At 37.7% G+C, this 22,813-nt stretch carries 22 protein-coding genes; all 22 read left to right on the top strand.

Translation table 11 applies throughout. The annotated features are described in order from the left end of the window. Positions 1-124: 124 nt before the first annotated feature. A complete protein-coding gene (gene rsxC, locus T375_RS02825; RefSeq protein WP_044934549.1) occupies positions 125-1,444 on the top strand; it encodes an electron transport complex subunit RsxC in 1,320 nt (439 codons plus the stop codon). Between the two features lie 17 nt (positions 1,445-1,461). Further along, positions 1,462-2,400 carry an RnfABCDGE type electron transport complex subunit D gene (locus T375_RS02820; protein ID WP_081821939.1) on the top strand — a complete coding sequence of 313 codons (939 nt, stop codon included), beginning with the start codon at positions 1,462-1,464 and terminating at the stop codon, positions 2,398-2,400. Then, entirely contained in the window at positions 2,393-3,016 is a 624-nt protein-coding gene (locus T375_RS02815; protein ID WP_044934546.1) for an RnfABCDGE type electron transport complex subunit G, read from the top strand. Before T375_RS02820 ends, T375_RS02815 begins: the two co-directional genes overlap by 8 nt. Next, positions 3,009-3,866, top strand: coding sequence for an electron transport complex subunit RsxE (rsxE, locus tag T375_RS02810; RefSeq protein WP_044934544.1), 858 nt, complete (start codon positions 3,009-3,011; stop codon positions 3,864-3,866). The genes T375_RS02815 and rsxE overlap by 8 nt, the downstream gene beginning before the upstream one ends. Next, entirely contained in the window at positions 3,866-4,450 is a 585-nt protein-coding gene (gene rsxA, locus T375_RS02805) for an electron transport complex subunit RsxA (RefSeq protein ID WP_033154153.1), read from the top strand. The genes rsxE and rsxA overlap by 1 nt, the downstream gene beginning before the upstream one ends. Positions 4,451-4,463: 13 nt before the next feature. Further along, positions 4,464-5,255, top strand: a complete 792-nt coding sequence (locus T375_RS02800; protein ID WP_044934543.1) for an RnfABCDGE type electron transport complex subunit B — start codon at positions 4,464-4,466, stop codon at positions 5,253-5,255. Positions 5,256-5,264: 9 nt separating this feature from the next. After that, on the top strand, positions 5,265-7,034 hold the full coding sequence (locus T375_RS02795; protein WP_044934542.1) for a flavocytochrome c: 1,770 nt from the start codon (positions 5,265-5,267) through the stop codon (positions 7,032-7,034). 117 nt (positions 7,035-7,151) lie between these two features. Next, positions 7,152-9,062: an EAL domain-containing protein gene (locus T375_RS02790; RefSeq protein ID WP_044934540.1), complete on the top strand. Its 1,911-nt coding sequence runs from the start codon at positions 7,152-7,154 to the stop codon at positions 9,060-9,062. 36 nt (positions 9,063-9,098) lie between these two features. Further along, positions 9,099-9,932 (top strand): glutamate 5-kinase, encoded by an 834-nt coding sequence (gene proB / locus T375_RS02785; RefSeq protein ID WP_044934537.1) that lies wholly within the window; start codon positions 9,099-9,101, stop codon positions 9,930-9,932. A gap of 2 nt (positions 9,933-9,934) precedes the next feature. Next, on the top strand, positions 9,935-10,156 hold the full coding sequence (locus T375_RS02780) for a DUF896 domain-containing protein (protein ID WP_177175553.1): 222 nt from the start codon (positions 9,935-9,937) through the stop codon (positions 10,154-10,156). After that, complete coding sequence (locus T375_RS13085; RefSeq protein ID WP_049960259.1) at positions 10,137-10,730, top strand: 5-formyltetrahydrofolate cyclo-ligase; 594 nt, start codon at positions 10,137-10,139, stop codon at positions 10,728-10,730. Before T375_RS02780 ends, T375_RS13085 begins: the two co-directional genes overlap by 20 nt. Beyond that, on the top strand, positions 10,727-11,971 hold the full coding sequence (locus T375_RS02770) for a glutamate-5-semialdehyde dehydrogenase (RefSeq protein WP_044934534.1): 1,245 nt from the start codon (positions 10,727-10,729) through the stop codon (positions 11,969-11,971). Before T375_RS13085 ends, T375_RS02770 begins: the two co-directional genes overlap by 4 nt. Before the next feature lie 12 nt (positions 11,972-11,983). Beyond that, positions 11,984-13,414, top strand: a complete 1,431-nt coding sequence (gene miaB, locus T375_RS02765; protein WP_044934531.1) for a tRNA (N6-isopentenyl adenosine(37)-C2)-methylthiotransferase MiaB — start codon at positions 11,984-11,986, stop codon at positions 13,412-13,414. Continuing rightward, positions 13,411-14,019 (top strand): Holliday junction branch migration protein RuvA, encoded by a 609-nt coding sequence (ruvA, locus tag T375_RS02760; protein ID WP_044934530.1) that lies wholly within the window; start codon positions 13,411-13,413, stop codon positions 14,017-14,019. The genes miaB and ruvA overlap by 4 nt, the downstream gene beginning before the upstream one ends. A 12-nt stretch (positions 14,020-14,031) precedes the next feature. Beyond that, positions 14,032-15,045 (top strand): Holliday junction branch migration DNA helicase RuvB, encoded by a 1,014-nt coding sequence (gene ruvB / locus T375_RS02755; RefSeq protein WP_033154145.1) that lies wholly within the window; start codon positions 14,032-14,034, stop codon positions 15,043-15,045. 66 nt (positions 15,046-15,111) lie between these two features. After that, positions 15,112-15,537, top strand: coding sequence for a cell division protein ZapA (locus tag T375_RS02750; RefSeq protein WP_044934527.1), 426 nt, complete (start codon positions 15,112-15,114; stop codon positions 15,535-15,537). Between the two features lie 43 nt (positions 15,538-15,580). After that, a complete protein-coding gene (locus tag T375_RS02745; RefSeq protein WP_049960258.1) occupies positions 15,581-17,689 on the top strand; it encodes a U32 family peptidase in 2,109 nt (702 codons plus the stop codon). A 260-nt stretch (positions 17,690-17,949) separates the two neighbouring features. Then, positions 17,950-19,020, top strand: a complete 1,071-nt coding sequence (locus tag T375_RS02740) for an FtsW/RodA/SpoVE family cell cycle protein (protein ID WP_197019832.1) — start codon at positions 17,950-17,952, stop codon at positions 19,018-19,020. Further along, positions 19,013-20,443: a peptidoglycan D,D-transpeptidase FtsI family protein gene (locus T375_RS02735; protein ID WP_044934522.1), complete on the top strand. Its 1,431-nt coding sequence runs from the start codon at positions 19,013-19,015 to the stop codon at positions 20,441-20,443. Before T375_RS02740 ends, T375_RS02735 begins: the two co-directional genes overlap by 8 nt. 135 nt (positions 20,444-20,578) lie before the next feature. Then, positions 20,579-20,764: a 50S ribosomal protein L28 gene (gene rpmB, locus T375_RS02730; RefSeq protein ID WP_015549663.1), complete on the top strand. Its 186-nt coding sequence runs from the start codon at positions 20,579-20,581 to the stop codon at positions 20,762-20,764. A 140-nt stretch (positions 20,765-20,904) separates the two neighbouring features. After that, positions 20,905-21,264 carry an Asp23/Gls24 family envelope stress response protein gene (locus tag T375_RS02725; protein WP_033154141.1) on the top strand — a complete coding sequence of 120 codons (360 nt, stop codon included), beginning with the start codon at positions 20,905-20,907 and terminating at the stop codon, positions 21,262-21,264. Between the two features lie 13 nt (positions 21,265-21,277). Then, positions 21,278-22,813, top strand: coding sequence for a DAK2 domain-containing protein (locus T375_RS02720; RefSeq protein ID WP_090393928.1), 1,536 nt, complete (start codon positions 21,278-21,280; stop codon positions 22,811-22,813).

The following is a 22,813-nucleotide window of genomic DNA, read 5'->3' as shown; positions in this document are numbered from 1 at the left end:
TATACACAAATTTTTCATACTTTGGTATTTAAAAATGTACAATATTAATGATAAATTTTCTCTACTTCAGTATTTTAAATGATATAATTTAATTAACGTTAAAGAAAGAGAGGAGTAAATGCTAATGGGCCTTAGAACATTTAAAGGTGGCGTTCACCCTTATGAAGGCAAGGAACTTTCCAAAGAAAAGCCTATTAAGGATATTAAGCCACAGGGCTTGATGGTATATCCATTATCCCAGCACATAGGTGCACCAGCACAAGCATGTGTCGCAGTAGGCGATAGTGTGCTCAGAGGTCAGAAAATTGCTGAAGCAGGCGGATTTGTATCTGCACCAATTTTCTCAAGCGTTTCCGGTACAGTCAAGGCTATTGAGCCAAGACGCGTCGCAACAGGCGACATGGTTAATTCTATCATAATTGAAAGTGATGGCCAATTCATTGAGACAGGTTTTGTACCTTGCGAGGATTTCACAAAACTCTCCAATGAAGAAATCATCAAGAAAATTCAGGATGCAGGTATTGTAGGCATGGGAGGAGCTGGTTTCCCTACTCATGTTAAGCTTTCACCAAATAATCCTGAGAAGATCGAATATATTATTGCAAACTGTGCTGAATGTGAACCTTATCTTACATCAGACTATAGAAGTATGGTTGAAGAGCCTGAAAAGCTTATCACTGGCATGAAGATTATTCTTCAGCTTTTCCCAAAGGCAAAAGGTTTACTTGGCGTAGAAGACAATAAATCTGATGTTATTGCATCATTAGAGAAGCTTGTTGAGAACGAGCCACGTATCGAAGTGGTTCCACTTCTTACAAAGTATCCTCAGGGTGGTGAGCGTCAGATTATTAAGGCGTGCACAGGTCGTGAAATTAACTCAAAGATGCTTCCTGCTGATGCTGGATGTATCGTAGACAACGTTGCTACTATAAATGCTATCTATACAGCAATTGTTGAAGGAAAGCCAGTTATGGACCGTATCTTCACACTTACTGGTGATGCAGTTATGGAGCCACGCAACTACAGAATCTGCATTGGTATGAGCTGCAAGGAAATCCTTGAAGCAGCTGGCGGATTCGTTAGAGAGCCAGCAAAAATCATTTCAGGTGGTCCTATGATGGGATTTGCTGTTATGGATGCTGATATCCCTACAACAAAGACATCTGGCGCACTTGTTTGTTTATCAGAAGATGAAGTTTCAATGTACGAAACTACTGCTTGTATCAATTGCGGTAGATGTGTTGAGGCTTGTCCTGAAAAATTAATACCTTCTAGACTTTCTAAGTTCTCTGATCATGGAGACAAGGAAACGTTCGAAAAATGGTATGGTCTTGAATGTATTGAATGTGGTAGCTGCAGCTTTGCTTGCCCAGCTAGAAAGCCACTTGCTCAGTCAATTAAGACTATGAAAAAACAAATTCTTGCAGATAAGAGAAAAAAGTAGAAAGGATGGGGTAGAAAGTGAGTAATTTATTAAAAGTTTCTTCATCTCCACATGTCAGAGCGAAGGACGACAGTAGTATTATCATGTTATATGTGATAATTGCCCTTATGCCAACTACACTATTTGGTATTATCAATTTTGGAATTCGTGCATTATTACTTATAGCAGTATGTATCACATCTTGTGTATTATCAGAGTTCTTATTTGAAAAAGCAGTAGGGAAGAAGAATACAATCGGCGATTTAAGTGCAGCTGTTACTGGACTTCTTCTTGCACTCAACTTACCACATACACTTCCTGTATGGCAGGCAGTACTCGGTAGCGTTTTTGCAATCGTAGTTGTAAAGATGTTATTTGGCGGATTAGGTCAGAACTTCATGAACCCAGCACTTGGTGGACGTGTTTTCTTGCTTATTTCATTCGCAGGAACAATGACTCATTTCGAGTACGATGGCGTTGCTGGTCCTACACCTCTTGCATCAATCGGTGGTGGTAATGTAAACACTCTCGATATGTTGATTGGTCGTACAGCAGGTACAATTGGTGAGACTAGTGCACTTTGTATTTTGATTGGAGCAATTATCCTTATTTTATTAGGAGTAATTGATTTAGTTATTCCTGGTGTTTATATTCTTACATTCTCCATTTTCGTTATTTTATTTGGAGGACATGGATTAGATACAACATTCCTTGTTGCACACCTTTGCGGTGGTGGATTAATGCTTGGTGCATTCTTCATGGCAACAGATTATGTTACATCACCAATCACACCTCTTGGCAAAGTCATTTTTGGTATTTGTCTTGGTGTTTTAACAGGTATCTTCAGATTCTTCGGAAACAGCGCAGAAGGTGTTAGCTACGCTATCATCTTTAGCAACCTTCTTGTTCCACTTATCGAGAAGATTACAGTACCTAGAGCCTTTGGAATTTCAAAGGAGGTGAAGTCTAATGAATAAATTGGTAAAAGACGCTTTAGTCCTTACCTGTATTACTCTTGTAGCAGGCTTCGCTTTAGGACTTGTATACGAAATCACAAAAGCTCCTATTGAGAAAGCTCATCAGGACGCTATGAAGGAAGCATATTCTTCAGTATTCGCAGATGCAGCTTCATTCGCTGAAATGGAGAATTTTGATTCTTCAGCTGCCACAGATTATGTTAATCAGGCAGGATACGGCACAGAAACAATCGATAATTGTGTAGAGGCACTTGATGCATCAAACAATGTAATCGGTTATGTTCTTACAGTTACTACATCTGCTGGTTATGGCGGAAATATTACATTTTCTGTTGGTATCACAAATGATGGTATTATCAATGGCTATTCAATTACAGATATCTCAGAAACAGCTGGTCTTGGTATGAAGGCTAAAGATACAGGTGATGGTTCATTCTCAGCTCAGTTCATTAACAGAGCAGCAGAAATCTTTACAGTTACAAAGACTGGCGCATCTTCATCAAGCGAAGTAGATGCTATTTCAGCTGCCACTGTAACATCACGTGCTATGACAGGTGGTATTAACGCATGTGTCACCTACTTCGAATCTATTGTAGGAGGTGCTTCTAATGAATAAGAACCTAGAAAGAGTTTATAACGGACTTTGGAAGGAGAATCCTACCTTTGTATTAATGCTTGGTATGTGTCCAACACTTGCTGTTACCACATCAGCAATTAATGGTATTGGTATGGGTCTTTCTACAACAGTTGTTCTTGTTTTATCTAACATGCTTATTTCTGCACTTAGAAATATCATTCCAGATAGAGTAAGAATGCCAGCTTTCATCGTTGTAGTTGCATCCTTCGTTACAATTGTTCAGTTTTTGATGGAAGGTTTTACACCTTCATTATATGAATCACTTGGAATTTATATTCCACTTATCGTAGTTAACTGTATCATCTTAGGACGTGCAGAGAGCTACGCTAGCAAGAATCCAGTTATACCTTCAATGTTCGATGGTATTGGTATGGGTCTTGGTTTCACAGTAGGACTTACTCTTATTGGTATTGTTCGTGAAATTCTTGCAAACGGATCTATCTTTGGAGCAGTTATTGCACCTCTTAATGATTATCATATTACATTATTTGGTCTTGCTCCTGGAGCTTTCTTCGTGCTTGGTTGTCTTGTTGCAATCATGAACGTTGTTAGACGTAACATGGAAGCAAAGGGCAAGCCACTTCCAGCAGTGCAGGGATGCTTAGGCGGAGATTGCTCAGGTTGTAGCTTATCAAGTGCATGCACAGGAAAGTCTTTGGTTCACAAGGCTGATGAGGTTCCACCGGTTGATCCTAAGGATGTTGCTAAGCCACAGGCTGTTCCTACAGAAACAAAACAGACTGCAAATGCAAAGAATACAGAAGACGTAGAGAAATCTGGTTCTGATTCTTCATATGCTGACGATATCGCTGGAAAGGAGGAGAAATAATGAGTTACGTAACAAGCTTAATTCTTTTATTAGTAGCTTCAGCTATTGTTAACAACGTTGTTCTTTCTCAGTTCCTTGGTCTTTGTCCATTCCTTGGAGTATCAAAGAGGGTTGAGACAGCAGCAGGTATGGGTGGAGCAGTAATCTTTGTAATTACTATTTCATCATTTGTTACATCACTTATTTATAAGTTTATTTTAGCTCCTACTGGATTTGAATATATGCAGACAATCGTTTTCATTCTTGTTATTGCTGCACTTGTTCAGTTCGTAGAGATGTTCCTTAAAAAGAGCGTACCTTCACTTTATAAGTCGCTTGGTGTATACCTTCCACTTATCACAACAAACTGTGCAGTGCTTGGTACAGCTATCAATAATGTAACTAAGGAATATGACATTCTCGAATCAGTAATTAACGGTTTTGGTGTTGCACTTGGTTTCACAATTGCAATCGTAATCATGGCTGGTATTAGAGAAAAGATTGAATACAACGATTTTCCACAGGCCTTCAAGGGCTCAGCTATCGTTCTCGTTACAGCAGGACTTATGGCTATGGCTTTCATGGGCTTCGCTGGAGTAATTTAAGGAGGGCTAACAAATGAGTATAACAGGAATTTTACTGGCAGCTGTTATAGTTGGCGCTACCGGTTGTATAATTGGATTTTTCCTTTGCTTTTCATCTGAAAAGTTTAAGGTTGAAGTTGATCCACGTGAAGAGGCTGTTCTTGCAGCACTTCCAGGAAATAACTGTGGTGGTTGTGGATACGCTGGATGTTCTGGCTTGGCTGCAGCTATCGCAAAGGGAGAGGCACCTGTAAATCAGTGCCCAGTTGGTGGCGCACCTGTTGCAGCTCAGATTTCTGAGATTATGGGTGTAGCTGCTGAAGAAGGTGTTCGTAAAGTTGCATTTGTAATGTGTCACGGAACATGTGAAAATGCTACTCAGCTTTACGATTACACAGGCGTCGAGGATTGCCAGGCTATGGCATATGTGCCAGGAGGCGGTCCTAAGGCTTGCTCTTATGGTTGTATGGGCTTCGGCTCATGCGTTAAGGCTTGTCCATTTGACGCTATTCATATTGTTGACGGTGTAGCTTTAGTTGACAAAGAAGCTTGTAAGGCTTGTGGTAAGTGTGTGGCTGTATGTCCAAATCATCTTATCGAGCTTATTCCTTACGATTTTGGTCACGCTGTTCGTTGTCACAATAATGACAAGGGAAAAGATGTTATGAGCGTTTGTAAAGTTGGCTGTATTGGTTGCCACAAGTGCGAAAAGGTCTGTGAAAGCGATGCTATTCATGTTGATGGATTCTTTGCTCACATAGATCAAGATAAATGTACAAGCTGTGGCAAATGTGCAGAAGCTTGTCCAAGAAAGATCATTTTGTAAGGAGGAAATATGCGTAATAGTACAAAGAAAATTTTAGGTGTAACAATCTGTATATTACTTGCATTATTCTGTGGTTTAGCTCCACTCGTAAAGAAAGGAGCTTCTGGTAAGTCTTATGTTGCTAATGCACAAGGTTTTGGAGGTAACATCGAAGTAACAGTATTTGTTGATGGTGATACTATCACAGATATTACTTACGAGGCTCCTGATGAAACACCTTCTGTAGGTGGTGTTGCAATGAGCAACTTAAAGACTCAAATTATCGAAGAGCAGAACAGTAATGTAGACGTTATCGCTGGTGCTACATACAGTTCTACAGGTTTCCTTGAGGCTGTAAATGCAGCTCTTAATGAAGCTGGCGTTGTTGCTGATGGTTCTAATGGTACAAAGACTGTTGCTGAGGACTACGAAGGAACTGCTGATATCGTAGTTATCGGTGGTGGTGGAGCTGGTATGACAGCTGCTATCAGTGCTGCAGAGGAAGGAAAGTCAGTTATCCTTCTTGAGAAGAACTCAATCCTTGGTGGTAACACTGCACGTGCAAGTTCTGGTATGAACGCTGCTGAGACTCATTATGAGGAAGAGCAGGGTGTTGAAGATTCAGTTCAGTCATTTATCGATGATACAATGGCAAGTGGTAAGAACATGAACGATCCTGAGCTTGTAAAGGTATTAGCTGAAAATACATCAGGTGCTATCGATTGGCTTGATTCAGAGGGCATCGAATTAAACGGACCTCTTGCAACTATGGGTGGTTTAAGTGCAAACCGTACACATAGACCAGTTGATGCTGACGGAAACATTATTCCAGTTGGTTCTTACCTTGTAGATAAGCTTTCTGCAAGAATGGATGAGCTTGGAATCGAAGTACATACAAACACAGCTGCTACAGAAATCATTATGGAAGATGGCAAGGCTGCAGGCGTTAAGGCTACAGGCTCATCTGGAAACAATGTTACAATTCATGCCGATGCTGTAATTGTAGCTACAGGTGGTTTCGGTGGTAACATGGATAAGGTTACAGAATATCGTCCTGACTTAGAAGGATACATTTCTACAAACGTTACTACAGCAAGTGGTGATGCAATTGATTTCTTAGGAGATCTTAACGCTGATTTTGTTGATCTTGATCAGATTCAGCTTCATCCTACAGTTGTTCCAACAGATGGTACATTAGTTGGTGAGGCTCTTCGTGGTGATGGTGCTATCCTTGTTAATAAGGAAGGCCACAGATTCTTCAACGAGACAGGTACTCGCGATGAAGTTTCAGCAGCAGAAATCGAGCAGCCTACAGGTAATGTATGGCTTATCGTAAACCAGGATATGTATGAAGGTTCAGCTGTTATTTCTAAGCTTGAAAAGGGTGGATACCTTGTAAATGGTGATACTCTTGATGATCTTGCAAAGGCAATGGATTTTGATGCTGATGCAACTGCAGCTTTAAAAGAAACAGTAGAGACATGGTCTGGTTACGTTGCATCTGGAGTTGATGAAGACTTCGGACGTGAAATCGGTGCTGTAAAGACTGACCTTTCTTCTGGTCCTTACTATGCAGTAAACGTTGGACCTGGTATCCATCACTGTATGGGTGGTGTTAAGATTAACACTTCTGCAGAGGTTATTGATACTGATGGTAATCCAATTGAAGGCTTATATGCTTGCGGTGAGGTTACTGGTGGTATCCACGGCGCTAACCGTCTTGGCGGTAATGCTGTTGCTGATATCGTTGTTTATGGTAGAATCGCAGCTGAAAGCGCAATTGAATACATCGAGAAATAAATAAATTGTTTATTATGCTCCTCGTTTTTTTGCGAGGAGCATTTTTTTGTTAACAAAAGAATGAATATTTGTTAAAATTATTTATGTTTTTTGAATTAATTCTTATGGAGGAATTTGATGATATTAATTAGAAATCAATTTCATATAGCCTTTTTTACAGCAGCTCTTGCAATAACGATATCTATTCTTTTGTTAACATTACTCAAGAGAAGAACAGAAAAAGCTCAACATAGATGGTTTTTGTTTTTGCTATTTATAATTTCACTAAATTCAATATCGCAAATTTTTACAGCTTATTTTGAAATCACATCTAGTGGATCCATATATAATCATTTTTTATTATTGTTATCGCAAAATACATATTTTATATTTCACACAGCATTATGTCCTGCTTTGTATAATTATGTATGTAGTGTAACTGGCAAAAATAGAAGACGAGATTTTATTTCTGGAATGCTTTTACAGGTTCCTTTTTTTATTACAGAAATAATTGCACTGTCAAATCCTTTCACAAATTGGGTGTTTTACTATGATTCCAACAACGTGTTCCATAGAAATACTGGCGAGTACTTCATATATTGGGCGGCAATTTTCTATTTTGTATTAGCATTCTTTGAAATATTGTTTTCATGGAAAGCGCTTACTCACAGAAAAAGTGTGGCACTCATCTATTTCTTCTTTATTGTCTTTATCGGTGTATGGATACAATACAAATTTATAAATATTAGATGTGAATTGTTGGCGGAAGCTTTAGGAATGATGGGAGCTATGCTTGCAGTTGAAAATGAGGACGATAGAATCGATGCAGGAACCCGCCTTTATAATAGAAGAGCCTTCCAGATGGATGTTCACAATATGCTTGTTATGAATGAACATTCAACTTTGATCTTCGTAAAGATCTTAAACGCTAATAAACTTGAAAGAATAGCCCGTTCTTCAAATTATGACTTACTTATTATGTCCTGCGCAGAGTTTTTTAAATCGTTAATTCCTGCTCACCAAATATATCATCCAACCAGAGAGACTTTTGTACTTATATGCAGCAAAAACGAGAGTAGCCTTGCAGAAAAACTTATAACTACCATTGAGAACAGATTTAATAACATCTGGGAACTAAATGATTCCGCCATTAAGCTTGATGCCAATGTTTTTCAAATGTCTATACCTGGCGATTTAAAGAATATTGACGATATTATGTACATTTCTGATTGCATTGTCCCTTCAAGCGTAGCCAACAATAACGCTACAATAGAGTGGATAATGCGTCGTTCTGATATAGAGAAGGCTATCAGAAAGAATATTGCCAACGATGGCTTTGAAGTATACTATCAACCTACTGTTTATATGAAGGATTTTAAACTTCATGGAGCGGAAGCTTTGGTTAGAATAAAGGATAAAGAACTTGGTTATATTTCACCTGAGGAATTCATCCCTATTGCAGAACAAATTGGTATGGTTGAACAGATAGATGATTATGTTCTTAGAGAAGTATGCAATTTCATAAAAGAAAACATTCAAACAAATAACAAAATTGATTGTATAAATGTAAATCTATCAGTTGTTCAATGTCTTCAGCCTGGTTTCTTTAAACATATTACTAACATAGTAGATGAATACAACATAGATCATTCTATGATAAATTTCGAAATCACTGAAACGGTTGGTGCTGAAGATTATGATATGCTTGCAACTGTTGCGCACAAGCTCAAATCAGTTGGTTTTTCAATATCTATGGACGATTACGGAACAGGATATTCCAACATGGAAGGCATTTTCTCATTGGATTTTAATGTTATAAAAATCGATAAGACTTTACTTTGGAATGCTGAAAATCATGAAAGAGGAAGGATTATTCTTAATAATACTGTCAAGATGATTCATGATATAGGCTGTGAGATTTTAGTTGAAGGCGTGGAAACGGAAAAACATGTCAAAATGTTGCAAGATCTAAATGTAGATTATTTGCAGGGATATTATTTTTCAAAACCAATTCCTAAGGCCCAATTTATTGAATATATGCAAAAATAGTGGTATTATGTACCGGATATTATTTGGGGGAAGAATATGTACGGTGTAGATTTTACAAAAAAGAAAAGAGTTATTGTAAAGGTTGGTTCATCAACCATAACACATGATGCAACTGGAAATATTGATTACACGAAGTTGGAACGACTTGTTCGACAGCTCTGTGATTTGCGTGCTCAAGGCAAGGATGTATGTCTTGTATCTTCAGGTGCAATTGCTGTTGGACGATATGCAATTGGTTTAAAAGAACGTCCTTCAGATTTAGCTACAAAGCAGGCTTGTGCTTCTATTGGCCAGGCTTATCTTATGTCGGTTTATCAAAAGCTTTTTTCTGAGTACAATCAAAGAGCCGGCCAGATTCTTATGACCAAAAAGACAATGACCGATCCAGAATCTAGAGAAAATGCTCGTAATACCTTTGAACAGCTTTTTAATCTAGGTGTTATTCCTGTAGTTAATGAAAATGATACTGTTGCCACTCATGAAATTCAATTTGGCGACAATGATTCATTGTCAGCTATTGTTGCAGCCCTTGTTAACGCTGATGCACTTATTCTTTTATCAGATATAGATGGTCTTTATACTGACAATCCAAACACAAACCCTAATGCTGAGTTTGTGCCAGTTGTAAAGGATATAGACTCTGTTTTTGAAATGGCTTCATCTGATAGTACATCAAATGTTGGCACAGGAGGAATGACTGCAAAGCTTAGAGCAGCACAAATAGCTACATATTCTGGTGCGGATATGGTTATTACAAACGGCGCACATATAGGAAATATTCATCGTATTTTCGAAAATAAAGATAAAGGCACACTCTTTACAGCAAATAAAAGAGATGATGTCCATATATTAGATTTGTTAGAGGATTAATTATGATTACAGAGAAAGATATCGCAAGAATTAATGAACTTTACCATAAGCAGAAAGGTGAAGGTCTTACTGATGCTGAAAAAGCAGAGCAGGCTAAGCTTAGAAGAGCTTATATTGATGCAATTAAGGGCAATATCAGAACCCAGCTTAACAATATCGATATCGTAGACGAAGATGGTAAGGTAGAAAACCTTGGCGAAAAATATGGAAGTAAGTCAAACTAGTAATGATATTAGATTAACTTATAAAAGGATTAGAGATGGTATTTCAATTTCAGAAAGAAATCGATTGTCATCCCTTATTAGTGAAAATGTTTTGGCTCTTTTAGAATCTGATTTTAAAGGAGCTAATATTTTTTTATGCTATTATCCATTTGGAAGCGAAGTTGATTTAAAACAGTTATATTCCATTTTATTACAGCAGGGAAAGCATCTATATTTCCCAAAATGTGATAAAAAGAATCATCAGTTATATTTCTATGAAATAGTCGATTTAGAAAAGGATTTTTCTATTGGTTCATACAATATTATGGAACCGAAATCTGACATGAATTTACTTACTGATTTCAATCAGTCAATTATTTCTATAACCCCAGGGTTGATATTCGATAAAAAGCTTAATAGAATTGGTTATGGAGGCGGCTTTTATGATAGATTTTTCGAAAAGCATCCAGAAATAACAAGCATTGCGCCTTGCTTTTCAAAGCAGCTGGCGGAGAATATTCAAATCGAATCCCATGATATACCGATGGATTATATTGTTACTGAAAACTTGGTTTTGAAAGGAAGTAGATCATGACATTAATTGAGCAGGCAACAAAAGCAAAGGCAGCAAAGTACAAAGTAGCTTTATTATCTACCGAGGCTAAAAACAAAGGGATATTAGCAGTTGCAGATGCCCTTGAGGAAAATAGCACTGATATTATTAGTGCTAATAAAATCGATATGGCTAACGGTGAGAAAAAGGGATTATCCCAGGGATTGCTAGATCGATTGAAATTAGATGAATCTCGAATTAGCGGGATGGCAGAGGGACTGCGTCAGGTTGTGGAACTGGAGGATCCAATCGGAAAAATCACCGAAGAATGGGATAGACCTAACGGGCTCCATATAGCCAAAAGGCTTGTGCCAATTGGTGTTGTTGGCGTCATTTACGAGGCTCGTCCTAATGTAACTGCCGATGTGTTTGGCTTATGTTTCAAAACTGGCAATGCAACCATCTTAAAAGGTGGTTCGGATGCTCTTGAATCAAATAAGGCTATTGTAAAGATTATCAGGGATACTCTTGCGAAGGAAAATCTTCCAGTTGATGCTATTACATTAATTGAAGATACTACAAGAGAATCTACAAATCAGCTTATGCGAATGAATGGATATGTAGATGTTCTTATTCCTCGTGGAGGAGCTGGCCTTATTAAATCAGTTGTAGAAAATGCTTCTGTCCCAGTAATAGAAACAGGTTCTGGCAACTGCCATATTTACGTAGATTATGATGCAGATATCGATATGGCTATATCTGTTATCGAAAATGCGAAAACACAGAGAATTGGTGTATGTAACGCCTGTGAATCTCTTGTTATACATAAAGATATAGCAGCCAAGCTACTTCCTGCTCTAAACGCAAAGCTTAGAGCGCACGGCGTACAAATATTTGCCGATGCTGATTCTAAGCAGTACCTTGAGGGTTCTTTTGATGCAACAGAGGAAGATTTTGGTAAGGAATATTTAGATTATATAATTTCAGTTAAGACTGTTTCTTCAGTAGAAGAGGCAATTGAACATATTAATAAATACAATACTGGACATTCAGAATCGATCATTACTAATGACGAAGCTAATGCTAATATGTTCTTGAATGGCATTGATGCATCTTGTGTTTATGTTAATGCTTCAACCAGATTTACAGATGGATTTGAGTTTGGGTTCGGAGCAGAAATAGGAATTAGCACACAAAAACTTCATGCAAGAGGCCCTATGGGACTTTTAGCATTAACAAGTTATAAATATACAATCCGTGGTAACGGACAAATTAGAAAATAGTTAGGAATTAAAATGAGTATTACAGATTTATTAAACAATGCTCCAACAGAGGAGCCAGAACGCCAATATTATTTCATTAAGGAAGCTGCAAAAATTGTAGCTAAAAGAGAAGAAGAGCTTGGAAGAAAGCTTACTTGCTGTGTTGTAACATTTGGTTGCCAGATGAACGCAAGAGATTCTGAGAAGCTTCTTGGTGTTCTTAAGGAAATTGGTTATGAAGAAACAACAGATGAGAATGCTGATTTTGTAATCTACAATACATGTACTGTTAGAGAGAACGCAAATAATAAAGTTTACGGTCATCTTGGTATTCTTCACGGTTACAAGAAAAAGAATAAGAATATGATGATTGGTCTCTGCGGTTGTATGATGCAGGAGCCTACTGTTATCGAGCACTTGCAGAACAACTACAAATTTGTAGATTTAATCTTTGGAACACACAACCTTTACAAGTTTGCAGAGTTATTTACAACAGCGTTACTCAATAAAAAGGGTATGATTATTGATATTTGGAAGGATACCGACAAAATCGTAGAGAATCTTCCAATTTCTAGAAAATTCCCATTCAAATCTGGTGTAAATATCAGTTTCGGATGTAATAATTTCTGTACATATTGCATCGTACCTTATGTTAGAGGAAGAGAACGTTCTAGAAAGCCAGAAGATATCGTTAACGAGATTAAATCATTGGTGGCAGATGGCGTAGTTGAAATTATGCTTCTTGGTCAGAATGTTAACTCATATGGCGTAGGACTTGAAGAAAAGGTTACCTTTGCAGAGCTACTTAAAATGGTCAATGATATCGAGGGACTTGAGCGAATTCGTTTTATGACTCCTCATCCAAAGGATCTTTCAGATGACCTTATTGAGGCAATGGCTACACTTCCAAAGGTATGCAAGCACATGCATTTACCTCTTCAATCTGGAAGTACCGAAATCCTTAAGAAAATGAACAGACGTTACACAAAGGAGCATTATCTCGGCTTAGTAGAAAAGCTTAGAGCTCGCATCCCTGATGTAGCGATTACTACAGATATTATCGTTGGTTTCCCTGGTGAAACAGAGGAAGATTTCCTTGAGACAATGGATGTAGTAGATAAAGTTCACTATGATAGCGCCTTCACTTTCATTTATTCTAAGCGTACTGGAACTCCAGCAGCTACAATGGATAATCAGGTTCCTGAAGACGTAATCAAGGATAGATTTGATAGATTGCTTGCCTTAGTACAAAAGCATGGACACGAAAAAGTAAAATCCCTTGAAGGAACTGTTCAAAAGGTGCTTGTTGAAGAGGTAAATGAACAGGATTCATCATTGGTATCAGGCAAGCTTGAAAACAATACAACAGTACATTTCCCAGGAGATGCATCTTTGATTGGAAAAATCGTTGAGGTTAAGTTAAACTGTTGTAAAGGATTTTATTTTATTGGGGAGAAAATATGATAGCATTCATTCGAGGCACACTTACTGATATTGATGGCAACGTCATTATCGTTGACAATAATGGAATAGGTTATGGTGTTAATTCTTCAATGAATACAATTGGCAGTCTTCCTGCTATTGGTTCAGAAATCAAGCTTAACACCAAGCTGATTCCAAAAGAGGATTCTCTTACTTTATATGGATTCTATGACAAGGAGGAGCTTAAGATGTTTGAGCTTCTTCTTTCTGTCAGCGGAATTGGGCCTAAGGGGGCTCTTGCAATCCTTAGTTCCATGACCGTTTCAGACATTCGTTTTGCTGTAGCAGGAGGCGATTCCAAGGCCTTTGCTAAAGTTCCTGGAGTAGGAAAGAAAACAGCAGAAAGAGCAATAATCGATTTAAAGGATAAAGTTGATATTGTAGATGCATTCGAAGGTAAGCTTTCAGCAGGCCAGACAAAGATTGCCACCACTTCAACTGTAAAAGAAGAAGTACTAGAGGCCCTTGTAGCACTTGGTTATTCTCCAAGCAACGCTGCTAGAGCTTTAGACAAGATGACAATTACAGATTCTACAACCACTGAACAGTTGCTTTCTGATACACTAAAACAAATGTCATTTATTTAAGGGTGAGAATATATGCTTTCAAACAAACAAATAACATCTACAATTGCATCTCACGAGGATTTAGTTACAGATAACGCTCTTAGACCAAAGAGCTTTGATGGCTACATTGGTCAAAATAAAGTCAAAGAGAACATGCAAATCTATATCGAGGCTGCAAAAAAGCGTGGTGAGGCACTGGATCATGTGCTTTTATATGGACCTCCAGGTCTTGGCAAAACCACTCTTGCAGGAATTGTAGCTTCCGAGATGAACTCAAATATTAAAGTTACATCCGGCCCTGCGATTACCATACCAGGTGAAATAGTAGCTGTTCTTATGACTTTGAAGGATGGTGATGTATTATTTATCGATGAAATTCATCGTCTTTCAAAGCCGGTAGAAGAGACTCTGTATTCTGCAATGGAGGATTTCGCTGTAGATATTGTTATGGGCAAAGATACAACAGCTCGTTCAATTCACACAAAGCTTCCTCGTTTTACACTTATTGGAGCAACCACAAGACCGGGTCTTTTATCAGCTCCACTTCGTGATAGATTCGGAATAATCGGCCATATGGATTATTACACTCCAGAAGAACTATCAACAATCGTCACTGCTTCTGCTGGAAAGTTGGATGCCCCTATAGATTATGAAGGAGCATACCAAATAGCTCTTAGATCAAGAGGAACCCCTCGTTTGGCAAACAGGTATTTAAAACGAGTGCGAGATTACGCTGAAGTTAAATTTGATGGTGTTATCACAAAGGATGTAGCTGCCGCCACACTAGATTCTTTAGAGGTTGACACATTAGGATTGGATAATAACGACAGAAACATATTGCTTGCAATAATCGAGCGTTTTAACGGTGGTCCAGTTGGCCTGGACAATCTTGCCGCCACAGTAGGAGAGGACTCAGGAACAATTGAGGATGTTTACGAGCCATATCTTCTCCAAAACGGCTTAATTATCCGCACTCCAAAGGGCCGAGTCGCAACAAAAGAAGCATACGAACATTTTCACATGCCAATTCCAGAAAATGTAATGTGAAATCTTGTTTTTATGCAAAATAATATATATAATTATAATTGATTTTCTACAGGGAGGATGCGGTATATGGTTTCCGAGAAGAGCGCAAAAGTGCTTATAGGCGGAAAAGTTTATACGTTGAGCGGTTACGAAGAGGAGGAATATCTTCAAAAGGTTGCCAACTACATAAATTCAAAGCTTGACGAGTTTAATTCAATAGACGATTACAAGCGTATTTCTGCTGATTTAAAGGCTACTTTGCTTGAGCTAAATATTGCTGACGATTACTTCAAGGCGAAGACCCAGGTTGAATCCCTTGAATCTGATTTAGATATTCGTGATAAAGAAATTTACAATCTCAAACACGATTTAATATCAGCACAGCTTAAGACAGAAACTTTAGAAGAAACAATTACAAAGCTTGAAAGGGAGAACAAGGAGCTTCTTCTTCACAAGACAAAGCTTGAGGCTTCCCTAGAGGATGCCCTTCTAGGTTCTATTTCAGATGTATAATAATTGGGTCCCTTGATGGGGCCCTTATTTTATGAGGATATCTATGAATAAATTAGAATTACTTTCGCCAGCAGGCGATTTACAAATATTTAAAGCTGCTATCAATTCAGGAGCTGATGCAGTGTATTTTGGTGGAGATTTATTTGGCGCCAGAGCTTATGCTAAAAACTTCTCAATCGAAGATGCCAAAGAGGCTATCAAATATGCTCATTTACACGGTGCGAAGGCTTATCTTACTGTAAATACTTTGCTTAAAAATCTTGAAATCGAAGGCAAGTTATACGAATACCTAAAAGCATACGTGGAAAATGGAATTGACGCATTTATCGTTCAGGATTTTGGCGTATTTAATTTCATAAGAACCTATTTCCCAGATACTCATATTCATGTGAGCACTCAGGCTAGTCTTTGTACCGAATATGGTGCCAAGTTTTTTGAGGATTTAGGCGCATCTCGTATTGTTACAGCTCGCGAGATATCTATCAATGAAATTAGCAGAATCCATAGTGCTTGCCCTGATTTGGAAATCGAGTCTTTTGTGCACGGTGCTCTTTGCGTTTGCTATTCAGGACAGTGCTTGATGTCATCAATTTTAGGTGGAAGATCCGGCAACAGAGGAAGATGTGCTCAGCCTTGTAGACTTCCATACGAAGCTTTTGATGATAAAAATAATAAGCTTAACAAAAAAGGAAATTACATCCTTAGCCCTAAGGATTTTTGTACTATAAAGTATCTTCCTGAAATGATTGAAGCAGGTGTAATGTCCTTTAAAATCGAAGGAAGAATGAAACAGATAGACTATGCAACGGGAGTTTTATCTGTATATAGACATTATATAGACCAGTATTTATACAAGGGTGCTGCTAATTATTCTGTATCAGATGAGGACATAACACGTCTTTTAAATTCAGGAAACAGAAGCGGATTTACAGATTTATATTTGCATTCCCACAACGGCCCTGAAATGATGACTTTCGAGGCTCCATCACATACAAAAGCAGAATCTTCTAATGCAGAAATTTCAGAAAGAAAAATAAAAGTTAACTGCAAGGTTAGCGCAAATCTAGGAAAAGAGCTTCAGGTTACTTTCATGGATGATAATGGAAATGAAGGTAAATTTACAGGAAGTGTTATTGAAAAGGCTCAAAATAGAGCCACTAGCAAAGAAGATATCGTAAAAGCGATATCTGGCCTGGGAAATACATCATTTGAAATTGATAAATTAAACATTGATTATGATGATGATATTTTCTTGCCTGTTTCTGCTTTGAAGAGTGCCAGAAGAGAGGCCATTGCAAAGCTTACTGCTGTATTATCTACTGAGAAGAATAAAATAGTGGTTCCATTTGAGGAATTAAAGGTTCAAAGCAATATTCAGACTTCCCCAAAGGCTTTCATCACATTGCTAAAAGAAGAGCAGATTAAAGCATTGAAAAACTTTGATTTTATTGATGCTATTGCGGTTCCATCCCATTTATTCGAGACTGCAAAACAATATTTCTCTGGCAAAGTATATATTTACCTGCCAGCAGTGTTTAGAAGCAGCAAAATCAAGTCTTTAGATATAGACGATAGAGCAGATGGTGTAATAGCAGCAAGCTACGATGAGCTAGGTTATTTATCTAGTATTAATTATCCTCAGGAAAAAGTAATACTGGACCACAGGTTATATACTTTCAACAACCGAAGCGTTAAATCATTCGAAAAGCTTGGATTCAATTATAGCTGTATCCCTTATGAGCTTTCGTTAAAGGAATTAAAGCACAGAGATAATCATAATTCTCAGATGATTATTTACAGCCGTATTCCTATGATGATTACAGCTAATTGCACTGTAAAGAACACTATCGGATGTAAAAAGGCTAACAGCCAGATTACACTGGTAGACCGAAAAAATGAAAGCTTCATTGTAGCATGTGACTGTAATAATTGTTACAACACTATCTACAACAGTAAGAGATATATGGCATTTGATTTAAAGGACGAATTGCTATCTCTCGGTGTTAAAGAATTCCGATTAGATTTTACTGTTGAATCTGAATCAGAAACCGAAGAAATACTTAATCTTTATAAAGATGTATTTATCAAGAATCAACCTTTTAAATTCAAAGAAGACTTTACTAAAGGACATTTAAAAAGAGGAGTAGAATAACGTTGGTTAGCGTTCTGATAACTTTTTCCAGAATTACAATTTTAATCTTTGTAATGGTGTTTACACTATTAGATGTTATACAGATATTTGAGGCAAAAATCGGTGAAGATTTATCGGGGATTTTTTCTACTATTCAATCTATCATGGTGGTCTGTTTTCTGATAAACGGCTCCATCATTTTATACTATGTAAAAGAAGACCCTAGAATTATTCTTTTGACTATCTTTCAGCTGGCTTTATTTATTGCAATAGGCATATCAATGTCCAAACTAAACTATGGCAAATCTGGAGCTCTCTTAAATAATATGTTGATGCTTCTAAGCTTTAGTTTTATTGCGCTAGAAAGACTTGATATGAGTAGGGCAACCAGACAGTTTGTTTTTGCCATTGCATCTGCCGGATTTGCTATTTTAGCTATGCTTGTGCTTAAAAACATCAAGCATATCAATCGAAAGCTATTTATTTTTGCTCTTGTTGGTATTGCACTTCTTTTAATAGTGCATTTCGCAGGAAAGGTGGAGTATGGTGCAAAGCTATCACTTTCGTTTGGAAGCATAAGCATACAGCCTAGTGAATTTGTTAAGCTTTCTTATCTGTTCTTTATCAGCGGCTGCATAGTCACTTACAAAGATATGCGCGGCTTTCTGTTTTCTACAATAGGAGCTGCATTACATGTTTTGGTATTATTTTTTTCGAAAGATTTAGGAACAGCTATGATATTTCTTGTTGCCTATGTTTTTATCATTTTCATAGCTTACAAGAATTATATTGTTTTATCGTTGGAATTTATTGTAGCTTTTGCAGGCGGAATATTCGCATACAATAGATTTCCTCATATACAATCTAGATTTATTGCATGGTCTGACCCATTATCAGTTATCGATGATAAAGGATATCAAATTACACAGTCATTATTCGCAATTGGATCTGGAGGATGGTTCGGCTCCGGACTCACAAATGGTCAGCCAAATAAGATACCGGTTGTTACCAAAGACTTCATATTTGCAGCTATTTCAGAGGAATTAGGGGCAGTTGTAGCTATATGCTTAATAGTTATTGTAATGTGTACCAGCATTATGCTTTTTAATAGAGCTTTTGCATGTTCTAACAGCTTTTATATGTTGGTTATCAATGGAATCGCAATTATTTTTTCGATTCAAGCTATATTAAATATTGGTGGCGTAATCAAATTTATACCATCCACAGGTGTCACCTTACCTTTTATCAGCTATGGTGGCAGCTCTTTACTTTCAATGTTTATTTGTTTCTACATCGCACAGTGTTCTGATGAATTAATTTATATAAACAAAGGCAGAAGACGTTATGACTAAAAAGAAGACTACTAAGAAAGCAATTCGAAAAGAAATATATGTTATAGCAATTATGTTTGCCATGGTTTTTATTGCTATGATTGTCTACCTTTCTTATTACGTGAAAGAAGGAGCAAAAGATTTCATATATAATTCTTATAATTCAAGATTTTCTGCTTTTTCAGATGATGTAACCAGAGGTAGCATATATACCGCAGACGGGCATATTATAGCCAAAACAAGCTACGATGATTCCAAGCAGGAAATACGTGTATATCCAGACGAAAGGCTATTTAGCCATGCTGTAGGCTATGTGGATCAGGGAATGGCTGGGCTAGAAGCCTATTATTCATTCGATTTGCTGAAGAGCCACATTTCGCTTAAAGATCAGATTAACAATAATCTCAGCGGCAAGAAAAGCCCTGGAGACGATTTATACACTACATTTGATTATGAAACTCAGCTAGCTGCTTACGAAGGTATGGGAATGTACGACGGGGCAGTAATAGCAATCGAGCCATCTACAGGAAAAGTTGTTGCCATGGTATCCAAACCTGATTACGATCCAAACACAATTGCAACATACTGGGATGACATCAATAGTGAATCAAACAGCAAATCAGTTCTTTTAAACAGAGCCACACAAGGAGCGTATCCACCAGGCTCGACATTTAAAATTGTCACCACCATTGCCTATTTAAGAGCAAATAATGGTAATTCTGATTTTAGCTTTAATTGTAAGGGTTCCCTTAAAGTAGGAGATTATACCATTCATTGTAGTAGTAATGAATCTCACGGTTCAGAGAATCTATTAAAAGCATTTTCCAACTCCTGCAATAGCGCCTATGCATATATGGGAATCAATCTTGATAAAGATGAGTTCACTGAAACAGCAGAGGAATTATTATTTAACGATACATTGCCTACTCAGATTGAAGCTACTAAAGCATCCTATTTTTCTCTTGCAAATAGTGACGATAAGCTTGTCGGTCAAACATCCATAGGTCAGGGTAACACCACAGTTTCACCACTTCACATGTGCATGCTTGTTTCTGCAATTGCAAACGACGGTGAGTTGATGGAACCATATTACGCTGATAAACTGGTAAGCGCCGAAGGCGATATTGTTAGTCAGACAGATGAAAAGAGTTATGGACAAATTATGTCCGATTCTGAGGTAGACTTACTTAATGAATACATGGAAGCTGTTGTAATGGATGGAACTGCTGATAGCGTAGATTTTGGCAATTTAAAAGTATATGGCAAAACTGGAACAGCAGAGTATACAACAAATAAAAGTATGACCCATTCCTGGTTTGTTGGATACGCGATAGATAATACTGGAAAAGAACTGGCTATTGCTGTTATAATGGAAGGAGCAGGATACGGAAGTAAGCATGCAGCACCATTGGCAGCAAAGGTTTTTAATGCATATTTCCAGTAACACACTATATTTAAAAAATAAAATCAAGATATAGTGAAAAAATCATTGCAATTTACAATTTGCTTTGCTATAATTCGTTTGTTGCGTTTAGTCAATGCAATTTGTTTTTGAAATAAATTACAAGGAGGTGCAATCATGGCAAAATGTGCAGTTTGTGGAAAAGGCGCTCATTTCGGTAACAATGTGAGCCATTCTCATAGAAGATCCAATCATATGTGGAAGTCTAATGTGAAGTCCGTTAAGTGTAATGTGAATGGAACACCTAAGAAGTTATATGTATGTACTTCTTGTTTACGTTCTGGCAAGGTTGAGCGTGCTTAATCTTACACACGATATTGAAAGTCACTCGGAAGGGTGGCTTTTATTTTTTGTTTTAGGCATTAATCCTTACTTTCATTTTTAGTAAACATAGTATATAATGTTCTCATCATGAGTAAATATGCGAATTTGGAGGTAATTTTATGCAAGGTCAAATGGAAACAGAGCTTGGTAAGATTGTTATAGACACAGATGTTATTGCTACTTATGCCGGTTCAGTTGCAGTAGAGTGCTTCGGCATTGTAGGCATGGCTGCTGTCAATATGAAAGATGGCTTAGTTAAGCTTCTCAAGAAAGATTATTTAAATCACGGAATTAGTGTCAATATCAATGAGGACAACACAATTTCGTTAGATTTTCATGTTATTGTTTCATATGGTGTTAGCGTTGCTGCAGTAGCAGAAAACCTCATCGAAACAGTAAAATATAAAGTTTCGTCTTTTACTGGTTTAACTGTTGATACAATCAATATCTACGTTGAAGGCGTAAGAGTTATTGACTAAGGAGGATTTATACGTGGAGATTCAAACTATCGATGCGTCTTTATTATCAAAGATGTTCCTTTCGGGCGCAAAAAATCTTGAATCTAAAAAGGAATGGATTAACGAATTAAACGTTTTTCCAGTTCCTGATGGTGATACAGGTACAAACATGACTATGACTATTATGTCTGCAGCAAATGCTGTAATGGAACTTCAGGATCCAGACATGAAGACATTGTCTAAGGCTATTTCATCTGGCTCACTTAGAGGCGCTAGAGGTAATTCAGGTGTTATTTTGTCTCAGCTTTTCCGTGGTTTTACAAAGGTTATTTCAAGCCACGACGAAGTTGATATTCCACTTTTAAATGAGGCCTTTGAAAAGGCTGTTCAGACTGCTTACAAGGCAGTTATGCAACCAAAGGAAGGTACAATTCTTACAGTTGCCCGTGCTGCTGCTGACAAGGCTGCAGAGATGGCTACAAAGACAGACAACATCGTAGAATTTGCTGAAGCTGTTATCGCAGAAGCAGAGGATACACTTGCAAGAACTCCAGATATGCTTCCAGTTTTGAAGCAGGCTGGTGTTGTAGATTCAGGCGGACAGGGTCTTGTTCAAGTTCTTAAGGGAGCTTACGATGCCCTTATTGGTAAGGAAGTTGATTACACAACAGAAGCTGTAGAGGCTCCAAAGGCTAAGCCAGCTATTTCTAAGTATGCTGTTGAATTCGTTATCGAATCTGAGAAGCCACTTGCTTCATACCAGATCAAAGAATTAAGAGCAAAATTAGAGAAGTTAGCATCTGGAAAGGTTTCTGATCTTACAATCACAGAGACAAATTCTGATGAAGTAGTATTCTCTAGCGAAAAAGAAGATGTTAAAGAAGAAGCTCCAAAGTTTACAGAGCCTGCAAAGGAAATGGGATTCGTTTCAATTGCTACAGGTGATGGTCTTACATCTATCTTTACAGAGCTTGGTTGTGACTACATGATTCCAGGTGGTCAGACAATGAACCCTTCTACAGACGATATTCTTTCAGCTGTAGAAAAGGTTAATGCAAAGACTGTATTTGTTTTACCAAACAATAAAAATATCATTCTTGCAGCAAATCAGGCAGCTGCTATTTGTGAGGATAAAAAGATTATTGTTATCCCTACAAAGACAATTCCTCAGGGAATTACAGCTCTTATTTCATTCGCTGCAGACGCTAGCGTTGAAGATAACCAGGCAGCAATGACAGAAGAAATTTCTAATGTTAAGACTGGTCAGGTTACATACGCTGTTCGTGATACAGTTATTGATGACAAAGAAATCAGAAAAGACGACTGGATGGGTATGGGCGATTCAGGCCTCCTTTCTGTAAATGCTGATATTTCAACTGCATTCCTCGAGATGATCGACGAGATGGTTTCTGATGATTCCGCTGTAGTTTCTATCTACTGGGGTGAAGGTTCAAATCAGGATGATGCTCAGGCACTTGGAGACAAGGTCCTTGAGAAGTATCCAGATCTTGAAGTTGAAATTTCAGAAGGCGGACAGGCTGTATACGCATACATCGTTTCAGTGGAGTAA

The organism is Pseudobutyrivibrio sp. LB2011 (assembly GCF_000701765.1).
Lineage (GTDB): Bacteria > Bacillota > Clostridia > Lachnospirales > Lachnospiraceae > Pseudobutyrivibrio > Pseudobutyrivibrio ruminis.
Note: the sequence above shows the minus strand (reverse complement) of the source record. Positions and strands in the feature narration are given on the sequence as shown.

Coding starts and splice junctions, on each gene's coding strand:
- T375_RS02740 (WP_197019832.1), top strand. CDS start 17,950: ATGTCCAAACTAAACTATGGCAAATCTGGAGCTCTCTTAAATAATATG.
- proB (WP_044934537.1), top strand. CDS start 9,099: ATGTACGGTGTAGATTTTACAAAAAAGAAAAGAGTTATTGTAAAGGTT.
- T375_RS02780 (WP_177175553.1), top strand. CDS start 9,935: ATGATTACAGAGAAAGATATCGCAAGAATTAATGAACTTTACCATAAG.
- T375_RS02795 (WP_044934542.1), top strand. CDS start 5,265: ATGCGTAATAGTACAAAGAAAATTTTAGGTGTAACAATCTGTATATTA.
- T375_RS02800 (WP_044934543.1), top strand. CDS start 4,464: ATGAGTATAACAGGAATTTTACTGGCAGCTGTTATAGTTGGCGCTACC.
- ruvA (WP_044934530.1), top strand. CDS start 13,411: ATGATAGCATTCATTCGAGGCACACTTACTGATATTGATGGCAACGTC.
- T375_RS02770 (WP_044934534.1), top strand. CDS start 10,727: ATGACATTAATTGAGCAGGCAACAAAAGCAAAGGCAGCAAAGTACAAA.
- rsxE (WP_044934544.1), top strand. CDS start 3,009: ATGAATAAGAACCTAGAAAGAGTTTATAACGGACTTTGGAAGGAGAAT.
- T375_RS02745 (WP_049960258.1), top strand. CDS start 15,581: ATGAATAAATTAGAATTACTTTCGCCAGCAGGCGATTTACAAATATTT.
- rsxA (WP_033154153.1), top strand. CDS start 3,866: ATGAGTTACGTAACAAGCTTAATTCTTTTATTAGTAGCTTCAGCTATT.
- rsxC (WP_044934549.1), top strand. CDS start 125: ATGGGCCTTAGAACATTTAAAGGTGGCGTTCACCCTTATGAAGGCAAG.
- T375_RS02790 (WP_044934540.1), top strand. CDS start 7,152: ATGATATTAATTAGAAATCAATTTCATATAGCCTTTTTTACAGCAGCT.
- miaB (WP_044934531.1), top strand. CDS start 11,984: ATGAGTATTACAGATTTATTAAACAATGCTCCAACAGAGGAGCCAGAA.
- T375_RS02750 (WP_044934527.1), top strand. CDS start 15,112: ATGGTTTCCGAGAAGAGCGCAAAAGTGCTTATAGGCGGAAAAGTTTAT.
- T375_RS02815 (WP_044934546.1), top strand. CDS start 2,393: ATGAATAAATTGGTAAAAGACGCTTTAGTCCTTACCTGTATTACTCTT.
- rpmB (WP_015549663.1), top strand. CDS start 20,579: ATGGCAAAATGTGCAGTTTGTGGAAAAGGCGCTCATTTCGGTAACAAT.
- T375_RS02735 (WP_044934522.1), top strand. CDS start 19,013: ATGACTAAAAAGAAGACTACTAAGAAAGCAATTCGAAAAGAAATATAT.
- T375_RS02725 (WP_033154141.1), top strand. CDS start 20,905: ATGCAAGGTCAAATGGAAACAGAGCTTGGTAAGATTGTTATAGACACA.
- T375_RS13085 (WP_049960259.1), top strand. CDS start 10,137: ATGGAAGTAAGTCAAACTAGTAATGATATTAGATTAACTTATAAAAGG.
- ruvB (WP_033154145.1), top strand. CDS start 14,032: ATGCTTTCAAACAAACAAATAACATCTACAATTGCATCTCACGAGGAT.